Here is a 24,104-nt window from a genome sequence, read left to right as displayed (position 1 = left end):
AACAAAAAGTATATTGAAAAAAGAGAAATTATTGAATCATGTCTCTCTTTTTTCAAATATATAAATAATATTTAACAAAGTGTTTATTCTGGCTGGCGATCCTTCAATAAACGGAGCGCATTTGCGGTCACTAATGCAGTGGCACCGGAATCCGCTAAAATAGCCATCCATAAGCCGGTTATGCCTAATAAACTGGTCACCAGGAAGATAGCTTTTAGTCCTAAAGCTATAGTAATGTTTTGACGAATATTGGCTCTGGTTGCTCGTGATAACATAATGATCTCGGCTAATCCAGTTAGCCGGTTATGAGTCAATGCCGCATCAGCGGTTTCAATAGCGACATCCGTTCCATTACCCATGGCGATGCCAACATTTGCGGCCTTCATTGCGGGAGCATCATTAATACCATCGCCAACCATCAGTGTATGGTTGGTTTTACTGAGTGCTATAATGGCATTTACTTTGTCTTCAGGTAACAGCCCTGCCCGATAATCTAAACCAACTTTTTGCGCAATTGATTCAGCTGCCAGTGGGTTATCACCCGTTAACATGATGGTTTTAATACCCAGTTTTTGCAGTTTATTAACCGCATCAATGGCATCTGAGCGTAATGTATCTTGCATAGCAATAATGCCAAGTAGCTTGTTATCGACTAATACCACAACAACAGTTTTACCTTGATTTTCAAGTGCTTTTACAGTTTGCTGCCATTGTATGGTTAATATATCGTCAGAGATTTTGTTCGGTGCTGATACCAGAATATATTTATCTGCCAAATAACCTTCCACTCCAATACCAGCCAATGCTTTATGATTCTGGGCGGGTTCAACATTTATTTCTAGCGCTTGAGCCTTAACCAAAATTGCTTTTGCTAAAGGATGGTGTGATCCGCTTTCGACTGAAGCGGTAAATTGCAATAGTGTTTCCTCGGTCACTGCTTCAGCGGTTATGATGTCAGTAACTTGTGGTTTTCCTTCGGTAAGTGTACCTGTTTTATCCAGGGCAACTTGGGTGACAGAACTTAATTGCTCTAAGGCTGCGCCACCTTTAATCAGGGCTCCTCGCCGGGTTGCTGCTGCCAGAGCAGAAGTAATTGCCGCTGGAGTCGAAATCACTAAAGCGCAAGGACAGCCTATTAACAGCAAGGTTAGGCCACGATAGATCCATATATCCCATGATTGAGCAAAAAATAGTGGTGGAATAATAATAACCAATGTTGCGACTAATATAATAATGGGCGTGTAAATTTGGCTAAAACGATTAATAAATCGTTCAATTGAGGCGCGGCGCTCTTCTGCTTCTTCAATTAATATCATTATGCGATCGATCGCATTTTGACCTTGTTCAGATATTACTTTCATTTGTATAGCGCGATCGATAGAAAGTGCGCCGGCTGATACTTTTTCCCCCGTTTTTCGTTCAACAGGCATTGATTCACCGGTTAATGCACTTTCATCAAAACTGGCAAATTCATTCACTAATTCAGCATCAGTGGGTAAACGGCCACCAGGAAGGATTTCAATGATATCGCCTGGTTGCAGTGTCGAGACAGGGACAGTGGTTTTTATACCATTTTTAATGAGTACCGCTTGTTCAGGAGTAAGGGCCATTAAACTACTGATGCCTCGGCGTGCGCGTCCAGCGGCATATGACTCTAATCTTTCTCCTATCATAAACAACAGCAGTACCATCGCGGCTTCTTCGCTGGCATTAATGAATAATGCGCCTATTGCTGCAACACTCATTAATGTTTCTATTGCAAAAAAGGTACCTGAGCGTATCAGTTGTATTGCTCTAACTGTAATCGGGTAGAGTCCATATAATGTTGTTAAAATAAAAGCAATTTGTCCTACTTTTACATTAATGAAGGAAATTCCCCAACTGATTAACATAAAAAATATTAAAATAATTATAGGCTTAGATTCACTAAATGGATTATTTTGCTTCTTTTTTGTGGCTGATTCGGCGGTATTGAGGTTATATAATTTGAAGCCCGCTTGTTGCAGAGCTTTGATTATATCATCACGAACATCATCAGCAGCATCGACAATTAATTTTTCGGTTGTAAACAGTACCTTTACTTGTTTGACATGTTTGACCTTGCTAACGGCTATTTCAATTTTACGAGCACAGCTTGCGCAGTTCATACCGCTTACAATCCAATGAAAGCGGTGCTTTCCTCTTGAAATAACGGCATTACTTTCCTCAGGCATAAGTGAATGTTCACTTACACAATTATATTGATTGGTATCACTGCATGCCTGCTGATCAATAAGTTTAGTGTTACTCTTCGCAGGATGATGTTCATCATCAGCGCTATTTTTTGCTGATAGCGATACGGTTTTTTTGCTATGTTTGTGACCACTAACTTTCTTTTTATCGCTGCAGTGGCTATTGGTTGTGCAACATTTTGCAGTATGCTTATGTTGTTGATGGGTATGTGCACACATAGTATCCCCTTTTTAATTCACTCACTTAAAATTTCGTTTCTGTGATTTACTTTACACTTTAGAGTTAACTCTAAAGTCAAACATAAAAGAGGGGATTTTTTGACAAAAAATGCTATTTAGCTGAAAAATGGTTATCAATCCAACTTATAAGTAAAGCGAACGTACAATGAAAAATTGACCAATAAAATAGAAAGCGGTAATTGTTGCTTTAGAAGCTTTAAATGGGTAACGAAAATTGGCGATAAGCCAAATACTGTTGGCAATAAAAAGTAAAAATGCACCTATCATAATGGAAAAATTATTTACTCTTGCTAGACCGAAATATTGTTCACCCGCTATCCAAGCCATAATGAATGACATTGTTAGTAGAAAAATGGCCGGTGCGCGTAGTGAACCAAGAGGTGCCCAGATTATAATTAATACCATGACACTAAGGATTAGTAGGATAGTCAGTAATGGCAAGTAGAAAGTGAAATTCATCTGCATAGCAAAACTGATGGTATAAAGTAGGTAGCTTAGAGACAGCAAGAAAATAGTCGGCAATAAACGTTCCTTGGAAAGCATTTGCCAGCTGTCAGCAATTAGCATCACCAACAGACCCACCATGATCAGATAGCCGGCAGCATCAGTAAAATCGGCACTCCAAGCCCAAAATACTAACAATAATAGCGTAACTGGGCGACACAGCTAGCATTGCCATTGTGGACCGCGATAGGCAGCATCAATATAGAGCCAACCAGAAAATAACACAGCAAGAATGGCCAACTGATCATGGTTTCCCCACTAACTAAAAAGGTTAATTAGAAATTATTGATCCTATTAGAGGATAGACAATAATAGTTACTAAATATATGAATAATGAAAGCTTGGAAAATATTGTGAATAAATCGGTTATATTCGTTATTACTATTATTATCATCATTATGCTAACGACGAAACGTTTTTTTGATCAACGTCGACAAGATGTCATTAATGATAATTCTCCGATTATCAGTTATCAAGTTGAGGTCATTGATAAGAAAGATTATCCCTATCCTAATATGCGTTCTTGTCAACGAAAGGTTGTTACTCCGGAAACTTTTCGTTATGAAATTTATTTTCAGCGGCTATCGGCTAGTGAGGTAATAAAGATTTTTCTAAAAAAGGAGAAGGAATATAATGCGATTAAAAAAGGGGATAGAGGTACGCTTTATATGCAGGGAACAAGATTTGTTCGCTTTGAAGGCAAAGCCAATGCAAAATAGCTAAATTTATCAGCCAATAATGCATTGCCTTTGTAATTACTTGCGATTTTTTTTTATAATTAGTCAGTTTTTTTGCCTTTTCTGCCAGGCTAAAAGTTCAAAAACGCCGAATAGAAAGATTTTTATTTGCAGCCAACGAGGATGTTTTTCTGTTTTTGCAAAAGCGGCGTGCAAAAAAAATGGCATGCATGAAAATCATAAATATCATTGCTACATCTATAAAATATTTTAATGGTTTTGGAAATGGATGGATTAAATTAAACATCATGAATCCCCAAACAAACACCATTAATAATTTTCCAGCATTTATTAACATGATATTTTCCAACTAATTATTGATTACGAATATAAAGACAGTAAGCGACTTGCCCAGCAACTTTTTTACGATGAAGCTGCCAATTTTTAGGTAACAAGGCTAAATTAGCTTCTGTTTCTGTTTCTGTTTCTGCTTCTGCCTCAACATAGATCCAACAATTTTCGCTTAACCAACCATTTTGTTCTAATAGCAAGGCTGTTTGTTGCAATAGATCTTTACGAAAAGGCGGATCAAGAAAAATGACATCATAGGCTGTACCGTTCTGTGCCAGATAGTTCAATGTATCGCTATTAATCACTTGTACATTTTTTGCCTCTAATTTAGCTAGATTGGCCACAAGTTGTGTTGCGACGGAGCGCTCTAATTCAATTAGGGTAGCTGAAGCAGCATAGCGAGAAAGTGCTTCAATAGCTAAAGCGCCACTACCAGCAAAACAATCAAGGCAGCGAGCCTCCTGAATAACAGGCATTAACCAATTAAATAAGGTTTCTTTGATCCTATCTGTTGTGGGGCGTAAGCCCTCACTATCAAAGACAGGTAGTTTACGTCCTCGCCATTTACCGCCAATAATACGAATTTGGCCACGTGATGCAGATTGTATTTTTCTTGCCATAATTTACATAGTTTAGTCATTACAGTTTATTAATATAGGTGATAATAATACCAATGTTTATCGACAGCATGTACAACATGAAAATTGTCGCTAATTTAACATGAAATGGGTGTCAGATATGTGTTGCAATCAAATCAAGTGATACACTGCCATCCTATTTTTATTATTTACATTGGTAACACCATATTTTTACCGCTAGGAGTGTAATGGCAGATGGCTAAAAAGAGAAAAAAAAGTTTTTTTTCCTGGCTAGGGTTAGGATCTGAAAATGAAGTGCAAAAAAGAGAGACAGAGCAACAATCCGAACCGAAAGTAGAAGACAGTTCTGAAGAGGTGACGAATGTAATCGCAACATCACAGCAGTCTGCAAAAGTAGAAAAGGTGGAACCTCAAGTAGCGGAAGAAAAAAACGATCAGTGCCAAATAGCAGACATGAAAGCCGCAAAAATTGTTACAACTAGTCAGCAGATAACCAATTTGCAAGACATAGATGAACAGAAAAAAGTACCGCCGATACAACAGCCAAAAAAACCGGCAAAAGAGAATTTCTTTGCACGGTTAAGACAAGGTTTATTAAAAACGCGGCAGAATATGGGAGTCGGTTTTGTTAGTTTTTTTCGTGGTAAAAAAATTGATGATGAGCTATTTTATGAGTTAGAAGAACAACTTTTAGTTGCTGATGTGGGGCTAGAAACAACACGAAAGATTATAGATAGCCTAATTACCCATGCTAATCGTAAAGAGTTGAATGATGCTGCGATGCTTTATAGCAAATTGCGTGAAGAGATGGCCAATATCTTATTTGATGTTGATAAGCCATTGGTTATAGAAAACAAGCTACCTTATGTAATATTGATGGTTGGGGTTAATGGGGTCGGTAAAACCACAACAATTGGTAAGTTAGCCCGCCAATATCAGGCAGAAGGTAAATCAGTAATGCTAGCGGCTGGCGATACATTTAGGGCAGCAGCGGTTGAACAATTACAAGTTTGGGGAGAGCGTAACAATATCCCGGTTGTTGCTCAGCATACTGGCGCAGATCCTGCTTCAGTGATATTTGATGTCATTCAGTCGGCGCAAGCGAAGGGAGTCGACATATTGATTGCTGATACTGCCGGACGATTGCAAAACAAAGCGCATTTGATGGAAGAGTTGAAAAAAATTGTAAGAGTTATGCAAAAACTTGATCAACAAGCGCCTCATGAAGTGATGCTAACATTAGATGCAAGTACTGGTCAAAATGCAATTAATCAGGCTAAAATTTTTCATGAGGCAGTGGGGTTAACTGGCATTATTTTAACCAAACTTGATGGTACAGCTAAAGGTGGCGTGATTTTTGCTATTGCCGATCAGTTTAAGATCCCGATTCGCTATATAGGGATTGGTGAAGGCATTGATGATCTCCGGCCATTTGTAGCTAATGATTTCATCGAGGCGCTTTTTGTCCTAGAGGATTAATATCAATGATTTGCTTTGAACATGTTAGTAAAGCTTATCGTGGTGGCAAGCAAGCACTTCAGGGCGTTGATTTTCATTTTCATCCTGGAGAAATGGCATATCTTACTGGCCATTCGGGGGCGGGGAAAAGTACCTTATTAAAGTTAATATGTGGTATTGAACGTCCCAGTACTGGTCATATTTGGTTTGGTGGTCATCACATTAGTCGCTTAAAAAAACGGGAAGTCCCTTTTTTACGTCGGCAGATAGGTATGATCTTTCAAGATCATCATTTGTTGTTTGATAGAAATGTATATGACAATGTCTCTATGCCGCTGATTATTGCCGGTGCCAGCTCTGAGGATATTCGCCGTCGGGTTTCTGCTGCTTTAGATAAGGTGGGTTTACTTAATAGAGCGAAAAGTTATCCAATTCAATTATCAGGTGGGGAACAGCAGCGGGTAGGTATAGCTCGAGCAATTGTTAATAAGCCTAGTGTATTGCTAGCAGATGAGCCAACGGGTAATTTGGATGATGAATTATCTGAAGGTATTATGCGATTGTTTGAAGAATTCAATCGAGTTGGGGTAACAGTTTTGGTAGCCACTCATGATCTTGAGCTTATTGAGCGTCGTCATTATTCTATTTTGACATTAAGCGAGGGAAGAATGGTAGGAGGTCAGAATGGCTAAAAAACCTATCCATAAAATAGCCAAAGCCAAAGCATTGAAAGGAGGGTGGCGAGAGCAATGGCGCTATGCTTGGTTAAATACATTAGCTGATATGTTACGCCAGCCTTTAGCCACGCTTTTGACGGTGGCTGTTATTGCTATCTCGATAACGTTGCCCAGTCTTTGTTATATTGTTTGGAAAAATGTTTCACACGCCTCGCAACAATGGTATCCCGCACCCCAATTAACCATTTATTTGGATAAATCATTAGATGAAAAAGGCGCTGAACAGACAATCGCTGGACTTAAGCAATTAGATGGTGTTAAGAGTGTTAATTACCTGTCGCGGGAAGAAGCCATGATTGAGTTTCGCAATTGGTCAGGATTCGGCACAGCGTTAGATCTCTTGGAAGAAAACCCTTTACCAGCAGTAGCCATTATCACGCCTAAAATTGATTTTCAAAATTCACAATCATTGATAAACTTGCGTAATAAAGTAGGTCAATTAGCTGGAATTGAAGATGTTCGCATGGATGATAGTTGGTTTACCCGTTTAGCGGCATTAACCGGGCTGATTGGACAAATTGCCATGGTGATTGGTATTTTAATGGTTATGGCGGTATTTTTAGTGATAGGCAATAGTATAAGACTAAATATTTTTGCCCGTAGGGATACGATTAATGTCATGAAGTTGATTGGGGCGACAGATGGGTTTATTATGCGCCCTTTTTTAAATAGTGGTATTATACTGGGATTCTTTGGTGCTTTACTCTCATTAATACTTTCTGCATTATTGGTATGGCAACTGACCGGTATTGTTACACAGGTAGCGGGTGTATTTGGTACTACATTTCATATTCAAGGTTTTTTATGGGATGAGGTGCTATTAGTTATACTGATTGCCGCAATGATTGGCTGGTTAACGGCTTGGTTGGCTACAGCTCAACACTTAAGACGTTTCACGTCAGAATGATCATTATCAGCAGGAAAAGTGACACGGGTGATCAATATTGAACTTTTATGCTGACATTTTGTCGAAGTTAAAATTTCAATGTAATTAAATCAAGGCAATTGTAATTAAATCAAGGCAATTTTCTTCGATACCAAACAGTGGTAAACTACTCGATATCAGATTAATCGCTGAGCAATGGAATCTGCTCAAATATAAATTTTTTATTTGGAACTAACTCTTAGTTTATTTAATTCAAAGAGGATATCAATGACCAAAGATATGCAATCATTAGTATTAATTCCACAAGGTAGCATTGAAGCTTATGTGCGATCAGCTAATGCTTATCCGATGCTAACCGCAGAGGAAGAACAAGAATATGCAAAACGGCTGCATTATCATGGTGATTTAAATGCGGCTAAACAGCTTATACTCTCTCATTTACGTTTTGTTATTCATATCGCGCGTAATTATTCAGGTTATGGATTGCCACAAGCGGATCTGATCCAAGAAGGTAATATCGGTCTAATGAAAGCTGTGCGTCGTTTTAATCCTGAAGTTGGCGTACGTTTAGTTTCATTTGTTGTTCATTGGATAAAAGCTGAAATTCATGAATATGTATTGCGTAATTGGCGGATAGTTAAAGTTGCCACCACTAAAGCTCAACGTAAGCTTTTTTTCAATTTGCGTAAGAATAAGAAACGTATCGGCTGGTTTAATCAAAATGAAGTCGATATGGTTGCCAAGGAGCTATGCGTAACCAGCAAGGATGTTCGTGAGATGGAATCGCGAATGGCTGCACAAGACATGGCATTCGACATGAATGACGATGATGATAATGGTGAAAATACCACTATTGCCCCGGTTTTATATCTACAGGATAAATCTTCTGATTTTGCCGATAGCATTGAGGAAGATAATTGGGAAAACCATGCTACTGATAAATTAACGCAGGCATTATCCACCTTAGATGAGCGCAGTCAGGATATTATTCGTGCGCGTTGGCTTGATGAAGAAAACAAGACCACTTTACAGGATTTAGCCGATAAATATAGTGTATCGGCTGAACGTGTTCGTCAATTAGAAAAAAATGCCATGAAAAAACTTCGGTTAGTAATGGAAGCTTAAAATAAGCCACATTCGCGTGATGTAAAAATCTAGCTGAAACTTTTGTTATGTAGCCAATTTAAAGTTTGGCAATTAACTATATGAAAAGTTGTTGAAAGATAGAAAGGTAATAGTAAATTTATTTTGATTGTTACCTGTTAAAATAAAAAGGCATTTACCTGTGAGGTAAGCGCCTTTTTACATGTATCTAGTAGCTTGTCTATTACTTCCCTACAATATTACCTAATATTTTATCTGTCAGTGACATTCTGCGTGTGTTTATATTTAATATACACCTATCCTATTCTGGTAGACTCGATCGTTAATTTTTATTCTGCATCAATTGTAATATACGACCAAAGCTAACCGAACGGGTACCAATTTTTTGCATTCCATCTTCTGGAAGATAACTAAATTTTACGTAGAGTAAATCACCACTGGATTTTTCTTTACTTTTAAACGAATTGGTAACGCGATAAAGTTCTTTAAGATCCGCAGGAATACCAGCTGCGTCCGTAATAACTGTTCCGGTAGGGACAAATTTAAGTACCTGCTCAAGTGTTTTAACTAAAAAATCCTGTATCGGAAAAAGTCCATTAAAACGTTTATGTGGTACGTACTTTGTGATGTCCATATATATTTCAGGGGTTTCCTGTAGATGGTTTTCGATACCGCGGGTTTGATTTTTTTTCCAAATATTCGAAAATCTCCACTGGTGATCCGATGAGTGCTAGCGGCTTAACGCCTGCACCTTTTTCTGAAAAAAGAAACTCGTTATTGCTATTTTTAACCGCCTTTTGCAAGGTTTCTCAATCCTGAATAACGGAGGAAAATTTGCCTTCTTTAACAACCGGTGCTGGTTCACGCCACATATTTATATCATTGGCTTGTGCACCACCGTCAATCACTGTAGAAGCCAGCATCATTACAGCAGTCATTTTATCTTTCATAAAAAACGTCCTTGTTGTTTACCGCAGCCTCTGTATAACAATACTATCACCAATACAAAAAGAATATAAATAGCAATATTGACTGCAAAATAATTAAATATCAGGATAAAATTTTATATCAGAATGATGAATTCGTTACGGAGGCTGTGCTGTCATGATTTACTGACAAGTGGAAAAGAAATCATAAATTTTAAAAAACACCAAAAATTGCAATCATTTAGGATTTTTTTCATTATCATCGAGAATCAATAATTTTATTTTTGTTTAATTCAATTTGAGTTCTTGTTTGATTCAATATTAGCCTGATAGCTCGCTAGTTTCTTGAAAATGGTGTTGGTAAAATGTTATCAACATGTCAAGGGGTCTTACAGATGCAGAGATGGAATAGTTATTTAAAAATCGATGTTGACGAAAAACCACATTAATAGTCATGTAGTGAAAATAGCTTTCGATAAATTTTTTGGCATAACGGAAACGATTATGGATTGTTGAATCAACATTACCCATCGCCGCATTATATATTTATGTAGTTAACCATTTACTTCCATATGAAACAAAATTACGCTTTAATATCATTGTACCTGGATGAATATTCAAGCTGGGATTATTAAATAAATTATTTTCAGTTAATGCTGGATATTCTTTTTGAATGGTTTTTAGGAGGTTGGTATTAATCTGGCTAATACCTAAATCAAAGGGGTTATCTGGATAATGAATGGTTGTTATAGTGAAGATGGAATGCACATGATGATATTAGCAAATTTATGCTAAATTCGGTAGAGCTTCAAACTGAGCTGTTAGATTTGATTGCCTGTGTCAGTAGCAATCGATTCGGAGAGCTGATTTCAACGTTGAGTAATTGGATTTTGCCGGTTTTCATTTAGAGCTGCCATTAGCTACCGTCTCATCATGTTTTCGTCTTATCTTCTATTTATATATTTGTTCAGTGAGTAGGGTATAAGTAATAACAAAAAGGCACTTATATAAAATATAAAAGTGCTTTTTTAATTAGTATGTTAACCACTTATGGCTAGTTCATACCATATTTTTTCAATTTCTTACGTAGAGTTCCACGGTTGATGCTTAACATTAACGCAGCACGGGTCTGATTTCCACGGGTATATTGCATTACCATATCTAATAATGGTTTTTCCACCTCAGCCAATACTAATTCATATAAGTCATTAACATCCTGGTTATTAAGTTGGGCAAAATAGTTTTTCAGTGCTTGTTTAACTGAATCACGTAGTGGCTTTTGAGTTATTTGATCTTGTGAATTTACAGTAGCAACGGTTAGTACGTCAGAATTTCCGCGTTGTTCGAACATAGTTCTGTCAGCTCTTTTCTTTGATTTACGCAAAATTTTTCGAAATATGCCTCCAACACTTCCAGCTGTTCGCTGGCATCCTCTATGGTGTTGAATGTGCGCCGAAACTGGTCATCAGGTGCATGTTCTCTTAAGTACCAAGAGACATGCTTGCGTGCGATGGGGATTCCTTTGCTTAGACCGTAAAAGTCATGCAGCTCCTTAACATGCGCTTGCATTAAGCACTGCACCTCAGCAATAGGCATAGGTGGCAGTAACTCACCTGTTTCCAGGTAATGCTGGATTTCCCTAAAGATCCAGGGTCTTCCCTGAGCAGCTCTACCAATCATTAAGGCATCAGCCCCAGTATAGTCAAGCACTGCTCTGGCTTTAAGCGGGTCAGTAATATCGCCATTAGCGATAATAGGAATAGTAACATTTTGCTTAGCTGCTCGAATGCTGTCATATTCAGCTACACCATTAAATAAGCAAGAACGAGTTCTGCCATGAATAGTTACAGCTTGAATACCACAATGTTCGGCCAGTTGAGCTATTTTTATACAGTTCCGTTCTTCAGGTGACCAACCAGTGCGAACCTTTAATGTAACAGGAACATCAACCGCATTCACAACAGCTAATAGAATTTTCTCTACCAGCTCTGGATAGCGCAATAATGCTGAACCTGCTAACTTACGGTTCACTTTCTTGGCAGGGCAACCCATATTGATATCGATGATCTGAGCACCATTTGCAACATTAATTCGTGCAGCTGCTGCCATTTCATCGGGATCACTACCTGCAATTTGTACAGAACGAATGCCTAATTCATCACTATGGATCATTCTCAATCTGGATTTGTCTGTTTTCCAAACCTGAGGATTGGAAGAGAGCAATTCCGACACTGTCATATCAGCACCCATTGAGTAACACAGTGACCGAAAAGGCCTATCGGTGATACCCGCCATTGGTGCTGCAATGAGACAGTTTTTTATCTGATATTGACCAATATACATAGGCGATAAAAGAACACCATCCTGTGACTGCAAGGGCGCGTATATTACGCATTTTTTACGAGATATGAAAGGACAAACTTTGAGCAAATTGATATTTCTTTGAAAAATTTTATCTTGATTTTTTTGATTACAAATAATATTCATAAAAATCAATATAATGAAAATTTCTGATTTGTTTTCAAATTTTGTTATTCTTTATCGTAAATTCCTTGTTAGGTTAGATTATCTCTGTTGATTGTATAAAAATCAACCTTGATCACTATTTTTATGATGGTTATTGAAAAGATATTATTTTGCATAAACAATAAAAGTAATTAGTTTGACAATTGTTATAATTTTGTGATTTTTTATAGCAGCAGATTTATAGCAAAATTTTTATTGTCGGGTTAGCGCATTAGTATGCACTAACCTCGTTTATGGCTAATCCGCTTTTTTTATTCCGGTTATTCGGCACCAGCCTTCTTTTTCTATTATCGGCTCAATATTAAATTGTTGTTGGTAAGCGGTTATAACAGCTTCAGCCTGACTGGCTAATATTCCAGACAGTCCAAGTAAGCCATTTGGATTGGTTAATCCACCGATTGGACCAGCTAATTCGCGTAAGGGTCCAGCTAAGATATTAGCAATAACAATATCCGCTTTTAGATCTTTAGGTTGATCTTTCGCCAAATACAGAACTAATTTATCGGCGACTCTATTTTGTTCGGCGTTGTTATGGATAGCTTGAGGATCGATATCAATACCAATCGCTTTTTTGGCGCCTAGTTTAAGCGCGGCAATGGCCAATATGCCTGAGCCACAACCAAAATCGATAACTGTTTTATCTTTCAAATTTAAGCTATCTAACCACTCTAAACAGAGTGATGTAGTAGGATGGGTGCCGGTACCAAACGCTAAACCAGGATCCAAAATGACATTAACTGCATTGGGATCAGGCGTATCACGCCAGCTAGGGCAAATCCATAGTTTATGTCCAAAACGCATGGGATGGAAATTATCCATCCATTCACGTTCCCAATCTTTGTCTTCTATTTGTTCAATTTTATGAACAAAATTTTTACTCAATAAGGAGTAATTTTCAAGTTGGCTAATAACCTGCTTTATATCGCTTTCAGCATCAAATAGACTAATAACATCCGTATCTCCCCAAAGGCGAGTTTCACCCGGTAAGGGTTCAAAAACAGGGTTGTCATAGCTATCCTGAAAGGTGACAGAAACCGCTCCGGTTTCCGTTAATATATCACTTAAGGCTTCTGCCTGCTCGGCTGTTGAATTCAGACGTATTTGTATTCAGGGCATAAATATTCTCTTGAGATCGTAGGTTATTAGCTCATTTTTATCGATGTAGATAATGATTTTTTCTCACCAACAACATTACCAATTAAAAAAGCAATCAAATTCAATAATAGAGCGGGTACGATGGGGTGAAAATTTAAAAATTTAACATCAAAGGCGGTCAATAATGTATAAGAAAGGGCACCGAGGATCATTGAACTTAATGCACCAAAACGGTTTGCTCTTTGCCAATATAGTCCGAGTATTAATGGCCAAAGAAAAACCGCTTGTAATCCACCAAAAGCCAGTAAATTTAACCAAATAATCATTTGTGGTGGATGCCAGGCGGCTAATAGTAATAAAGCACCCAGAATGAGGGTAGAAGCACTTGAGATCCAGGTTAATTTTTTCTCTTTTTTATCTCCTCTGGTGCAATATTTAAATATAGATCTTTTATAATAGTTGCTGAAGATTGGAGTAATTGTGAATTAATTGTTGACATAATGGCAGCCATTGGGGCGGCTAAGAAAATTCCTGCGGCGAATGGAGGTAAAACCGTGATCATTAATGTTGGGATGACCTGATCTGGGATCGTTAAATCCGGTAAAACAGCTCGACCTAATGCACCTGCTAAATGCATTCCCAACATTAAAATAACCATCACAATGGTACCGATGATGATCCCTCGGTGCATCGCTTGGCTATTTTTATAAGAAATGCAGCGGACAGCAGTGTGTGGTAAGCCAATAACGCCAAAACAAACTAATATCCAGAAGGAAAACATAAATGGTATACTAAAGATGTTATCGGCACCTTGTGGCATGATTAGTTTTGGATCAATCGTTTTTAGTGTCTCTGTTGCTGCGGGCAGACCGCCTGCCTTGTGAATAGTCGCAACCAGCAGAATAATGGTTCCTACTAACATAACAAAGCCTTGTAAGGTGTCATTAAGGACACTAGCTCTAAAACCACCAAACGCAGTATAAAGCGCAATAGTGATGCCAAATATTAATAACCCTATTTCATAGGGGATATTTGCCGCAGTTTCAAGTAGACGAGCTCCGCCGATAAATTGAACTGTCATAGCACCGAAGAAAGCGATGAGTAAACTAATGCTAGCAATCCATACCAGTAAACGGCTTTGAAAACGAGCATACAGCATGTCATTAAGTGTCACCGCATTATAGCGACGAGCCAAAATGGCAAATTTTTTACCTAGTACACCAAGCGACAGCCAAATAGTTGGAACTTGAATTAAGGCAAGTAGCACCCAGCCAAGGCCATATTTATAGGCTGCTCCAGGACCACCTATGAAAGAGCTAGCACTGATGTAGGTAGCAGTGATGGTCATCGCCAAAACAACCCCGCCCATAGAGCGATTACCTAGAAAATATTCATGCAAAAATTCGCCTTTTTGACGTCTATGATAAGCATAAATAGACAGTAGACAAACCAATAATAAATAACCAATAAGTGGTAATAGAATTTCAATTTGCATCTTTATCTTCCAATGACATTTGTTTAAAAATACATTTAACCATTAAGACACAAAGCAAAATAAAAATCAGAGGTAAATATAAACATGAAAGTTCAAACCATAATGGCATCCCTCTTATTCCCATTTCCTCACCGGGGAGGTAGGCAGTCATAATCCAACTACATAAATAAGCAACAGTAAGAAAAACTGACCAACGAGCTTCTTTGTTGGATTGAAGAAAACGTTTGTCCATTGGTTCTCCTGGTAGTAAAAATTTAATCTGAGGGTTTGTATATTAGTTAAAGAGTATCTTCAGAAAAAGTATCAAAAATTAGGGTACATTCCGTACCCATTGTGATGAAAGGTGAATAGAAAAGTTTATTCCTGTGAAGCGAGTTTTTTTTCCAGGTAATGGATATTGGTACCACCTTTGAAAAAATTGCTGTCATCCATAATTTTTTGTTGTAATTCTATGTTAGTTTTAATGCCATCAATAATTAATTCAGATAAGGCATTTTTCATCCGAAGGATAGCAATTTCCCGGGTTTCACCATATGTGATCAGCTTACCAATCATAGAGTCATAGTAAGGTGGAACGGTGTAACCTGCATAAATGTGTGATTCCCAACGTATACCAAAACCACCAGGAATATGGAGGCGAGTAATTTTACCCGGACTTGGCAAGAAGGTATTTGCATCTTCTGCATTAATTCGGCACTCTATTGCATACCCATGAATTTTAACATCTTTTTGTTTAATAGATAGGGGCAAGCCAGAAGCGATCCTTAACTGTTCTTTAATCAGATCAACCCCAGTGATCATTTCCGTCACAGGATGCTCAACTTGAATACGCGTATTCATTTCAATAAAGTAGAATTCGCCATTTTCATAAAGGAATTCAAAAGTACCGGCACCACGATAATCGATATCAAGACAAGCTTTTTCGCAGCGCTCGCCAATGCTTTTACGCATATCAACTTTTATACTTGGTGCAGGCGCTTCTTCAACCACTTTTTGATGGCGACGTTGCATTGAGCAATCACGTTCGGCTAAATAAATCGCATTGCCTTGACCGTCAGCAAGTACTTGAATCTCAATATGGCGCGGATTTTCCAGGAACTTCTCCATATAAACCATACTATTATTAAAGGCAGCTTTGGCTTCGGCGCGAGTTAGGGTAATGGCTTGTTCTAGCTCACTTTCGTTACGAACAACGCGCATACCGCGGCCACCACCGCCACCAGATGCTTTAATAATAACTGGGTAGCCAATTCGATTAGCAATTGTTTTATTGGTTTTTATCTCATTTCCTAAAGGCCCGTCTGAGCCAGGAACACAAGGAACACCGGCTTTTTTCATCGCCTGAATGGCAGAAACTTTATCACCCATGAGTCGAATAGTTTCTGGTTTGGGGCCAATGAATATAAAACCAGAACGTTCCACTTTTTCGGCAAAGTCGGCATTTTCAGATAGAAAACCATAACCAGGGTGAATGGCTTCTGCAGCAGTAATTTCTGCTGCTGAGATGATTGCTGGAATATTAAGATAACTTTCAGCTGAAGCGGCAGGCCCGATACAGACAGTTTCATCAGCAAGTAATACATGTTTTAAGTCACGATCGGCGGCAGAATGCACGGCGACGGTTTTTATTTTTAGTTCTTTACAGGCACGTAAAATGCGTAAAGCAATTTCGCCACGGTTGGCGATAACAATTTTTTTAAGCATAAGATGCCTCATTATTCAATGATAACCAATGGCTCGTCAAATTCAACCGCTTCTCCATTTTCCAGCAGAATTGCTTTAACTACACCTGCTTTGTCTGCTTCGATCTGATTCATCATTTTCATCGCTTCGACAATACATAGAGGATCCCCTAGCTTAATCGTTTGGCCGACTTCAACAAATGGTTTTGCTTCTGGACTTGGCGCTCGGTAGAAGGTACCTACCATTGGCGAGCGAACAGTATAACCACTGATCTCTGCTTTTTTCTCATTTGTTGTTTCAGGTAAAATTTGAGAAGGTGCAATGGCGTTTGCTAAAGCCGGTTGATGCGTGGTTGGCGCTGCCATATACTGTTGTAAATTTGGTAAATTCTGCACGATTGTACGGCTAATACGCACTGATTCTTCACCTTCCGAAATTTCTAGTTCAGAAATGCCAGATTCTTCAACAAGCTCAATCAATTTTTTAATTTTACGAATATCCATAAGTTAATTCCGTATTTTTTATTCTTTACATTTATTAGGTTGGGATTCATCAATGGTTGCTAATTCTTCAATATTTAATAAGAATTTAACCGCAGCTTCTAATGCAAAAATATAACCATCAACATGGAAACCACAGATGACGCCGTTTGCAATATCGGAGAGATGGGAGTGATGCCTGAATGGCTCACGTGTATAAATATTAGTAAGGTGGATCTCATAAAAAGGAATGGCAACGCTTAATATTGCATCGCGTAAAGCCACACTAGTATGCGTTAATGCTGCTGGGTTAATCAATATAAAGTCGACTTTCCCGTGAGCTTGATGGATTTCATTAATAAGCTCATGTTCCGCATTAGATTGAAAATGACTTAATTTAACTCCTAATTGTTTTGCTTTTTGGCTCGTTTGGTTAACAATATCCTGAAGTGTAAGAGCACCATAGAATAGTGGTTCTCTCGTCCCCAGCATATTTAAATTTGGGCCATTTAGCAGCAAAATGTGGAAATCTTTTGCCATTTTGCGGGTATCTCCGACTGATAATTGATAATTAGACAACATAACTTGATGCTAATAGTTTGTCATCTTTTTCTCATAATGAAAACGTTTATTTTGACGACAAAGAGCGATATTATAAACATTTCATAGCAATTAGCAGCAAAATTTTAGTCTAATCAGCAAGCTTGTCTTTAATATTAGAAATTTAACGTATTTTTACTAGTGTCCGGCCAGTGATTTGGTTATTGATTAATTTATCGGCATAATCAATCACTTTTTCTAACGGGATCTCTGTGGTTGTTAATTGATAAAAACTATCGGGTAATAAATTGGCTAACCGTTGCCATATTTTGAGGCGTTTGATCGTTGGAACCATCACCGAGTCTATCCCTTGTAGTCTTACATTACGCAGAATAAAAGGTATCACTGTTGTTGATAACATAATATCAGCGGCTAGACCACAGGCTGCTACTGTACCTGAATAGCACATTTGTGAAATAATGGTTGCTAATATATTGCCGCCAACGGTATCAATAGCTCCTGCCCAATGTTGCTTTTCTAAAGGGTGAGGTATGGTAGTAAACTCTTTACGTAGCAGAACTTGTTTAGCTCCAAGTGCTTTTAAGTAATCGATATTACTCTCCCGACCAGTTATTGCTGTGACGGAATAACCAAGTTTATCCAGCAGTTGAATTGCGGTACTACCTACACCACTACTGGCTCCTGTCACAACAATGTTGCCTTTATCAATGGTTACGTCGTTTTCTTCCAAAGCCATTATACAGAGCATAGCGGTAAAACCAGCGGTGCCGATTATCATCGCTTGTCGCATCGTCATTTTGTCAGGAATAGCTGTTAACCATTTGGCTGGCACTCGCGCTTGTTCTGCTAATCCCCCCCCAATGGTTTTCACCAATACCCCCCAACCGGTCAGTAAAACTTGTTGGTCGACTTGAAATTTTGCATCTGTTGAAGACTTAATGATACCAGCAAAATCGATGCCTGGTACCATCGGGAATTGGCGGATAATTTTTCCTTTACTAGTAATAGCTAAAGCATCTTTGTAGTTTAGTGTAGACCAATAAATATCTACGGTAACGTCATCAGAGGGTAAAAGTGTGTCATCGATCGATTTTATACTGGCTTTTAATGCTTGATTTTCTTGTTCTAATAGCAAGGCTTTCATAATTTGTGGCCTTTAAGTTTGTATAAGTATGCTGCAGTATAAAGTTATTTTCGTTATTTCGGCGGGCATAAAGTCTCAATAATAAATAAATTGTAAAAATGTTTTTTTTACTAGCGTCAATAGGGCGTTATCAGGCAGAATACTAGTTTATTTTAGTAGTAAAAAAAATTTTCTTCTACAAATAATAACGTGCAGAATGAATACTTACATTTAAATTATTTTTTATTTCTACTTTAATAACGTATTAACATGGCAGGCTTTTATACTTTAATATAATATTAAAAAGCGAATTGATCTTGCTTTGAAGCATATGTCAACTAATAATTATGTAGCGTCATATAAACTTAATACAGTGGTATATTTTAATCTAAAATAGTTAATTTTCTTGTTAGAAAGTTTTATATTAAATGAATTAAGTGATTTTTATGAGGGTATTGTTTACTTTCTATACTGTAATTGATTATAGAGAATAAGCAGTAGTAGTGGTTTTTTGTATTGTAAAAAAATTAGCCACTTTTTATTGAAGCGATTTAATTAATCCCTTGTCGTCGCTTCATGTGGTTGGTAAAGTAGACGGATTTTCATTCATTTCCAGCTTGCAGGATTATCCTTTCGTTATGTTTAAAAAAATTCGTGGCATGTTTTCCAACGACTTGTCTATTGATTTGGGTACCGCCAATACTCTCATCTATGTCAAAGGACAAGGTATTGTGTTAGACGAACCGTCAGTTGTCGCTATTCGTCAAGATCGCGCAGGCTCACCTAAGAGCGTTGCTGCTGTAGGTCATGAAGCAAAACAGATGCTAGGCCGGACGCCAGGTAATATCGCGGCTATTCGTCCAATGAAAGATGGCGTGATTGCTGATTTTTATGTTACTGAAAAAATGTTACAGTATTTTATCAAACAAGTTCATAGCAATAGCTTTATGCGTCCAAGCCCACGCGTCTTAGTTTGTGTACCTGTTGGTGCGACCCAGGTAGAACGTCGTGCAATCCGAGAGTCGGCGCTTAGTGCTGGCGCTCGTGAGGTTTTCTTAATTGAAGAACCCATGTCGGCTGCAATTGGTGCTGGTTTGCCTGTTTCCGAAGCAACGGGTTCAATGGTGGTTGATATTGGTGGTGGAACGACAGAAGTTGCTGTTATTTCATTAAATGGTGTTGTTTATTCGTCATCGGTACGTATCGGCGGTGACCGGTTTGATGAAGCGATCATTAATTATGTTCGTCGCAATTATGGTTCATTAATCGGTGAAGCTACTGCTGAGCGGATTAAACATGAAATCGGTTCGGCCTATCCTACAGATCAAGTTTACGAAATTGAAGTGCGCGGCCGTAATTTGGCTGAAGGCGTACCACGTGGTTTTACACTTAATTCTAATGAGATACTAGAGGCATTACAGGAACCTTTAACTGGTATTGTTAGTGCCGTTATGTTGGCCTTGGAACAATGTCCACCAGAATTAGCTTCTGATATCTCTGAACGAGGTATGGTGTTAACTGGTGGTGGCGCGTTGTTGCGTAATTTGGATCGTCTATTAATGGAAGAAACAGGCATTCCCGTTATTGTTGCTGAAGATCCGCTAACTTGTGTTGCACGTGGTGGTGGCAAGGGATTGGAAATGATCGACATGCATGGTGGTGATCTGTTTAGTGATGACTAGACGTTAACCAATAGAAAGAGGAACTTAAGGATGGCGCTCCTCCTTACTTTATGTATAGGGATGTTAATGTTTAACGTTTATTTATTTTTTATCAAAATAACTCATGAAGCCGATCTTTAGTCGAGGGCCATTCCTACAATTACGTGTTATTATTGCGATCGTTGTTGCAATCGCGTTGGTTGCTTTTGATCGTCAATTTGATACTTTTAATAAAATACGTAGTTATTTAGATACGGCTGTTAGTCCTTTTTATTTTTTGGCAAATGGTCCGCGAGAATTGCTTGATAATATTTCAGATGCATTGGCGAGAAGAGATCAACTTCTTTTTGAAAATAAAGCATTGAAGAAAGAGGTTTTATTAAAAAAAGCAGATAATTTATTACTTGGACAACTTAAACAGGAAAACGCTAGATTACGTGAGCTATTGGGTTCACCTCTACGTCAGGATGAACACATGATGGTTACTCAAGTGCTTTCAGGTGCGAATACACCTTATAGAGATCAAATTGTGATTGATAAAGGTTTACATGATGATGTTTATGAAGGCCAGCCTGTTATTAGTGATAAAGGTGTTGTTGGACAGGTTATCGCAGTGAGCCAGTTTAATAGCCGTGTTTTGCTGATTTGTGACACAACGCATGCATTACCTATACAAGTATTACGTAATGATATTCGGGTTATTGCGGTGGGTACAGGATGTAGTGATGATCTTCAACTTGAACCTTTACCAGATAATATTGATATACGTATTGGTGATGTAATAGTTACTTCTGGTTTAGGCGGGCGTTTTCCTGAAGGTTACCCAGTTGCGACTGTTTCTTCCGTAAAACATGATACCCAGCGTGCTTATACGATTATCCATGCACGGCCTACCGCAGATTTACAAAGACTACGCTATCTTTTATTGCTATGGGGAAAGTCTAGCGATCCTTCTCATCCTTTACCTCCATCAGAAGTATATCGCGCAGCAAATGAACGTTTAATGAAGATTCTGCCACAGGTGTTTCCTGGCCCAAACGAGCTTCAAGGGCTACAGCTACCGTCAACAGAAATGAAAAAAAATGTCGAGCAACCTCCTTTGGTCGCTCAGTAGGAATTGCTACCGTGAAATCAAGGCAACTAAAGGAAACATAAAATGGATCAATACCGTGGAAATGGGCGGTGGATCATTTGGCTGTCCTTTTTAATTGCAATAATCCTAGAGCAAGTGCCCTGGCCTGAGCAGTTTATTTATTATCGTCCCACATGGTTAGCATTAATTTTAATTTATTGGGTTATGGCTTTGCCGCATCGAGTTAGTGTAGGCACAGGATTTTTTTTGGGGATCTTTATGGATCTGATCCAAGGTTCAGCTCTTGGTGTACATGCATTAGCTTATAGTATGATTTGTTATTTGGTATCGTATAAACATCAGCTTCTTCGTAATATGGCACTGTGGCAACAATCCCTTGTTATTGCTGGATTATCAGTGGTTATGAATTTTACGATCTTCTGGGCGGAGTTTCTTTCCTCTCTAGTATTATTTCATCCCGAAGTATTATGGGATTGTTTGATTAATGCCATCTTGTGGCCTTGGATGTTTTTATTGTTGCGCAAAGTTCGACGCCAGTTTTTAGTTCGTTAAAAATGGGCAGCCAAGTGTCTATTTTTTCTGAGAGTTTTTTCTATGGTAAAGTAAATAGAATTTATTTAGCGTCAGCTTCGCCAAGAAGGCGTAAGTTAATTGAGCAGCTAGGATGGTTATTTGACATTATTCTCCCTGATATATCTGAATTATGGTACGAAGGAGAGACACCCTGTGAGTATGTTATTCGCTTAGCATGTGAAAAATCTCAGGCGGGTGTTGATATGGCAGAAAAACCCTACCCAGTGTTGGGTGCGGATACTATTGTCGTAAGTGACGGAAATATTTTGGGTAAGCCTAAAGATGAAAACCATGCTGCCCATATATTAAGACAACTTTCAGGTAAAACACACCAAGTGATGACTGCAATCGCGTTCTCAGATAAGCGAAATACATTGTATGATTTAATTGTCACCAAAGTGACATTGCGGCAATTAACAAATAAAGAAATCGATCAATATATCTTGTCGGGTGAGCCGATGGACAAGGCAGGAGCTTATGCTATCCAGGGTAAAGGTGGCTGTTTTGTTAAGCGGATTGTCGGAAGTTATCACGCTGTAGTAGGGTTACCGTTAGTTGAAAAAGATTAATTATTGACCAAGTTTCTGGCATTAAATAAACGTTAAATAATAGGAATGAGAGTTATGGTAGCTGAACTATTAGTCAATGTAACCCCCTCTGAAACACGGGTGGCTTATATTGATGGTGGCGTGTTACAAGAAATTCATATTGAGCGTGAAGCTAAAAGAGGCATTGTAGGTAATATTTACAAAGGTCGTGTGAGTCGAGTCTTGCCCGGTATGCAGGCGGCCTTTGTTGATATTGGCTTGGAAAAATCCGCTTTTCTTCATGCCTCAGATATTATGCCTCATACCGAATGCATTGCCGGCGACGAACAAAAAAACTTTCATGTACGTTATATCGGCGAATTGGTTCGGCAAGGGCAAGATATTATGGTACAGGTGGTTAAAGATCCGCTAGGAACAAAAGGTGCTCGTTTAACAACGGATATCACATTACCATCCCGTTATCTGGTTTTTATGCCGGGCGCTTCTCATGTCGGCGTTTCCCAACGCATTGAAGGTGAAGAAGAACGAGAACGCTTGAAAAATATTGTTGAGCTATTTTGTGATGAGCATGGTGGCTTCATTATTCGTACTGCGGCAGAAGGGATCGGTGATGATGAACTGGCTCAAGATGGCGCTTTCCTGAAGCGTCTATGGGCTAAAATTGTTGAGCGTAAAAAACGTCATAAGTCCCGTATGCAGATTTATGGTGAACTGGCTTTAGCACATCGTATCATTCGTGATTTTGCCGGTGCTTCATTAGACCGGATCCGTGTTGATTCAAACCTGACTTTTATTTCATTAAAAGATTTTATTGATGAATATGTGCCTGAAATAACAGTAAAACTTGAACTGTATCAAGGACCATTACCAATATTAGATCTGTATGATGTTGAGAAAGAGATCCAACGTGCTTTAGAACGTAAAGTTGAATTAAAATCAGGTGGTTACCTCATTATTGATCAAACTGAAGCAATGACCACTATTGATATTAATACTGGTGCTTTTGTTGGTCATCGTAATCTGGAAGAGACCATTTTTAATACCAATATTGAAGCGTCACAAGCTATAGCGAGACAGTTAAGGTTACGCAACTTGGGCGGCATTATTATTATTGATTTTATTGATATGCTTGATCCTGAGCATCGTCGTCGTGTTTTGGCATCGTTGGAACAATCATTATTAAAAGATCGGGTTAAAATCACCATTAATGGTTTTTCTCAACTAGGATTGGTCGAGATGACACGCAAAAGAACACGTGAGAGCATTGAACATGTTCTATGTGATGAATGCCCGACTTGCCAGGGTAGAGGAACAGTAAAATCGGTAGAAACAGTCTGTTATGAAATTTTACGTGAAATTGTTCGTATAAATCGTACTATCGATGCCAATCGTTTCTTAGTCTATGCTTCAGCGGCAGTTGTTGAAGCATTAAATGGTGATGAATCTCATATATTGGCCGAAGTAGAAATTTTTGTTGGCAAATCTGTTAAAGTCCAAATTGAGTCACTGTATAGTCAGGAACAGTTTGATGTCGTTATGATGTAGTTATGATAG

Annotated in this window: 22 protein-coding genes and 3 pseudogenes; 10 read left to right on the top strand and 15 right to left on the bottom strand. The window is 38.4% G+C overall.

What is annotated here, in order from left to right:
• Positions 1 to 83: 83 nt before the first annotated feature.
• Both AC01GB_RS05715 and AC01GB_RS05710 read right to left on the bottom strand, forming a co-directional pair.
• Positions 84 to 2,450, bottom strand: coding sequence for a zinc/cadmium/mercury/lead-transporting ATPase (locus tag AC01GB_RS05715; RefSeq protein ID WP_474450975.1), 2,367 nt, complete (start codon positions 2,448 to 2,450; stop codon positions 84 to 86).
• Between the two features lie 144 nt (positions 2,451 to 2,594).
• Positions 2,595 to 3,113 carry a lysoplasmalogenase family protein gene (locus AC01GB_RS05710; RefSeq protein WP_474450974.1) on the bottom strand — a complete coding sequence of 173 codons (519 nt, stop codon included), beginning with the start codon at positions 3,111 to 3,113 and terminating at the stop codon, positions 2,595 to 2,597.
• A gap of 215 nt (positions 3,114 to 3,328) precedes the next feature.
• Here AC01GB_RS05710 and AC01GB_RS05705 point away from each other — a divergent pair, with 215 nt between their 5' ends.
• A complete protein-coding gene (locus AC01GB_RS05705; protein WP_474450973.1) occupies positions 3,329 to 3,694 on the top strand; it encodes a DUF2500 domain-containing protein in 366 nt (121 codons plus the stop codon).
• 63 nt (positions 3,695 to 3,757) lie between these two features.
• Here AC01GB_RS05705 and AC01GB_RS05700 read toward each other — a convergent pair.
• Both AC01GB_RS05700 and rsmD read right to left on the bottom strand, forming a co-directional pair.
• A pseudogene (locus tag AC01GB_RS05700) lies at positions 3,758 to 4,010 on the bottom strand (DUF1145 domain-containing protein).
• Positions 4,011 to 4,026: 16 nt separating this feature from the next.
• Entirely contained in the window at positions 4,027 to 4,623 is a 597-nt protein-coding gene (rsmD, locus tag AC01GB_RS05695; RefSeq protein ID WP_474450972.1) for a 16S rRNA (guanine(966)-N(2))-methyltransferase, read from the bottom strand.
• A gap of 213 nt (positions 4,624 to 4,836) precedes the next feature.
• Between rsmD and ftsY the strand changes: the two genes are divergently transcribed.
• The 4 genes from ftsY to rpoH all read left to right on the top strand — a co-directional run bounded on the left by ftsY (position 4,837) and on the right by rpoH (position 8,808).
• Positions 4,837 to 6,081, top strand: a complete 1,245-nt coding sequence (ftsY, locus tag AC01GB_RS05690) for a signal recognition particle-docking protein FtsY (protein WP_474450970.1) — start codon at positions 4,837 to 4,839, stop codon at positions 6,079 to 6,081.
• A gap of 5 nt (positions 6,082 to 6,086) precedes the next feature.
• Positions 6,087 to 6,752: a cell division ATP-binding protein FtsE gene (gene ftsE / locus AC01GB_RS05685; protein WP_474450969.1), complete on the top strand. Its 666-nt coding sequence runs from the start codon at positions 6,087 to 6,089 to the stop codon at positions 6,750 to 6,752.
• On the top strand, positions 6,745 to 7,704 hold the full coding sequence (ftsX, locus tag AC01GB_RS05680; RefSeq protein WP_474450968.1) for a permease-like cell division protein FtsX: 960 nt from the start codon (positions 6,745 to 6,747) through the stop codon (positions 7,702 to 7,704). The genes ftsE and ftsX overlap by 8 nt, the downstream gene beginning before the upstream one ends.
• Before the next feature lie 246 nt (positions 7,705 to 7,950).
• Complete coding sequence (rpoH, locus tag AC01GB_RS05675; RefSeq protein WP_474450967.1) at positions 7,951 to 8,808, top strand: RNA polymerase sigma factor RpoH; 858 nt, start codon at positions 7,951 to 7,953, stop codon at positions 8,806 to 8,808.
• 301 nt (positions 8,809 to 9,109) lie between these two features.
• Here the strand turns inward: rpoH and AC01GB_RS05670 are convergent.
• The 11 genes and pseudogenes from AC01GB_RS05670 to AC01GB_RS05620 form a co-directional block, all read right to left on the bottom strand.
• A pseudogene (locus AC01GB_RS05670) lies at positions 9,110 to 9,725 on the bottom strand (hypothetical protein).
• 534 nt (positions 9,726 to 10,259) lie between these two features.
• Positions 10,260 to 10,481 (bottom strand): transglycosylase SLT domain-containing protein, encoded by a 222-nt coding sequence (locus AC01GB_RS05665; RefSeq protein ID WP_474450966.1) that lies wholly within the window; start codon positions 10,479 to 10,481, stop codon positions 10,260 to 10,262.
• A 286-nt stretch (positions 10,482 to 10,767) separates the two neighbouring features.
• Positions 10,768 to 11,064, bottom strand: coding sequence for a DNA-binding transcriptional regulator Fis (fis, locus tag AC01GB_RS05660; protein WP_032115641.1), 297 nt, complete (start codon positions 11,062 to 11,064; stop codon positions 10,768 to 10,770).
• Positions 11,031 to 12,056, bottom strand: coding sequence for a tRNA dihydrouridine synthase DusB (gene dusB / locus AC01GB_RS05655; protein ID WP_474450965.1), 1,026 nt, complete (start codon positions 12,054 to 12,056; stop codon positions 11,031 to 11,033). The genes fis and dusB overlap by 34 nt, the downstream gene beginning before the upstream one ends.
• A gap of 420 nt (positions 12,057 to 12,476) precedes the next feature.
• Entirely contained in the window at positions 12,477 to 13,346 is an 870-nt protein-coding gene (prmA, locus tag AC01GB_RS05650) for a 50S ribosomal protein L11 methyltransferase (protein WP_474452331.1), read from the bottom strand.
• Positions 13,347 to 13,381: 35 nt separating this feature from the next.
• Positions 13,382 to 14,829, bottom strand: a pseudogene (gene panF, locus AC01GB_RS05645) (sodium/pantothenate symporter).
• Positions 14,819 to 15,061: a YhdT family protein gene (locus AC01GB_RS05640; protein WP_474450963.1), complete on the bottom strand. Its 243-nt coding sequence runs from the start codon at positions 15,059 to 15,061 to the stop codon at positions 14,819 to 14,821. The pseudogene panF and the gene AC01GB_RS05640 overlap by 11 nt, the downstream one beginning before the upstream one ends.
• A 125-nt stretch (positions 15,062 to 15,186) precedes the next feature.
• On the bottom strand, positions 15,187 to 16,533 hold the full coding sequence (accC, locus tag AC01GB_RS05635; protein WP_474450962.1) for an acetyl-CoA carboxylase biotin carboxylase subunit: 1,347 nt from the start codon (positions 16,531 to 16,533) through the stop codon (positions 15,187 to 15,189).
• Positions 16,534 to 16,544: 11 nt separating this feature from the next.
• Complete coding sequence (gene accB / locus AC01GB_RS05630; RefSeq protein ID WP_474450961.1) at positions 16,545 to 17,015, bottom strand: acetyl-CoA carboxylase biotin carboxyl carrier protein; 471 nt, start codon at positions 17,013 to 17,015, stop codon at positions 16,545 to 16,547.
• Positions 17,016 to 17,033: 18 nt separating this feature from the next.
• Positions 17,034 to 17,531, bottom strand: a complete 498-nt coding sequence (aroQ, locus tag AC01GB_RS05625) for a type II 3-dehydroquinate dehydratase (RefSeq protein WP_474450960.1) — start codon at positions 17,529 to 17,531, stop codon at positions 17,034 to 17,036.
• A gap of 184 nt (positions 17,532 to 17,715) precedes the next feature.
• Entirely contained in the window at positions 17,716 to 18,696 is a 981-nt protein-coding gene (locus AC01GB_RS05620; protein WP_474450959.1) for an MDR family oxidoreductase, read from the bottom strand.
• Positions 18,697 to 19,313: 617 nt separating this feature from the next.
• Here AC01GB_RS05620 and mreB point away from each other — a divergent pair.
• The 5 genes from mreB (at position 19,314) to rng (ending at position 24,095) form a co-directional block, all read left to right on the top strand.
• On the top strand, positions 19,314 to 20,357 hold the full coding sequence (gene mreB / locus AC01GB_RS05615) for a rod shape-determining protein MreB (RefSeq protein ID WP_474450957.1): 1,044 nt from the start codon (positions 19,314 to 19,316) through the stop codon (positions 20,355 to 20,357).
• Positions 20,358 to 20,460: 103 nt separating this feature from the next.
• The gene (gene mreC / locus AC01GB_RS05610; protein WP_474450956.1) at positions 20,461 to 21,450 is read left to right on the top strand and encodes a rod shape-determining protein MreC; all 990 of its coding nucleotides are present in this window, start codon (positions 20,461 to 20,463) and stop codon (positions 21,448 to 21,450) included.
• A 42-nt stretch (positions 21,451 to 21,492) separates the two neighbouring features.
• The gene (gene mreD / locus AC01GB_RS05605) at positions 21,493 to 21,981 is read left to right on the top strand and encodes a rod shape-determining protein MreD (RefSeq protein ID WP_474450955.1); all 489 of its coding nucleotides are present in this window, start codon (positions 21,493 to 21,495) and stop codon (positions 21,979 to 21,981) included.
• 14 nt (positions 21,982 to 21,995) lie between these two features.
• Positions 21,996 to 22,571, top strand: coding sequence for a Maf family protein (locus AC01GB_RS05600; RefSeq protein ID WP_474450954.1), 576 nt, complete (start codon positions 21,996 to 21,998; stop codon positions 22,569 to 22,571).
• A gap of 54 nt (positions 22,572 to 22,625) precedes the next feature.
• Complete coding sequence (gene rng, locus AC01GB_RS05595; protein ID WP_474450952.1) at positions 22,626 to 24,095, top strand: ribonuclease G; 1,470 nt, start codon at positions 22,626 to 22,628, stop codon at positions 24,093 to 24,095.
• Positions 24,096 to 24,104 lie beyond the last annotated feature (9 nt).

The sequence above is a fragment of the Candidatus Arsenophonus phytopathogenicus genome, from assembly GCF_056113345.1.
Note: the sequence above shows the minus strand (reverse complement) of the source record. Positions and strands in the feature narration are given on the sequence as shown.